The 749-nt window shown below is 35.1% G+C and carries 1 protein-coding gene; it reads left to right on the forward strand.

The genetic code is table 11. From position 1 onward, the window contains the following. Window positions 1-50 precede the first annotated feature (50 nt). Window positions 51-560 carry a helix-turn-helix domain-containing protein gene (locus tag C1642_RS15290; RefSeq protein WP_001122273.1) on the forward strand — a complete coding sequence of 170 codons (510 nt, stop codon included), beginning with the start codon at window positions 51-53 and terminating at the stop codon, window positions 558-560. The last annotated feature ends 189 nt before the right edge of the window (window positions 561-749 follow it).

The following is a 749-nucleotide window of genomic DNA, read 5'->3' on the forward strand; positions in this document are numbered from 1 at the left end:
CTGAACTGCACCCCATAAGTTAGACTTTTTAAACTTATGAGGTGTGCCCTATGCCAATTCCGAAGCATTCAAAAGAGTTAAAATTAAAAGTCATTCAAGCTTATTTAGATGGAAGTAAAGGATATAAAATCCTTTCACAAGAATTTAATGTTGATCTCCAAACCATCCGCTTATGGATTGAAAACTATAAGGCACAAGGTGAAGATGGCCTGAATGTTAAAACTAAAAAAACCTACTACTCTTCCGAATTTAAAATCAAGGCTGTACAAATGCTTCTTGATAAGATACCGGTAAGAGAAGTTAGAAGACGGTTAAATCTGAGCGGGACGTCAATTTTAAGAAGGTGGCTCGCTCAGTATCATAAAGAAGGGATTGCCGGGTTTAATACTACGAGGATTTATACCAATATGGTTAAACAAGATAAAACCAAAATAACTAAGCCTATAAAAGAAGACAAAGATAAATCTCAACAGGAACTCATTGATGAAGTGACCGCTTTACGAGCGGAGGTTGCCTTTTTAAAAAAGCTAAAAGCCTTAAAACTGAAGCAACGTACTTAAATACACTTTGTACTGCAGACACTGTTCAGGTTATTTCAGAATTAAGGCAAATTTATCCATTAAAACTCTTACTCAGTATTGCAAAGATTGCTCGTAGTACTTATTTCTATCACATGAAAGCTGTACGCTCTAATGACAAATATACTGAGTTAAAACAGCAGATTAAGTCCATATATCACAAGCATAAGG

It is taken from the genome of Acinetobacter sp. AKBS16 (assembly GCF_002899995.1).
Taxonomy (GTDB): Bacteria; Pseudomonadota; Gammaproteobacteria; order Pseudomonadales; family Moraxellaceae; genus Acinetobacter; species Acinetobacter baumannii.

Bases quoted from the DNA above. Each gene is read 5' to 3' on its own strand.
- C1642_RS15290 (WP_001122273.1), top strand. From the start codon at position 51: ATGCCAATTCCGAAGCATTCAAAAGAGTTAAAATTAAAAGTCATTCAA.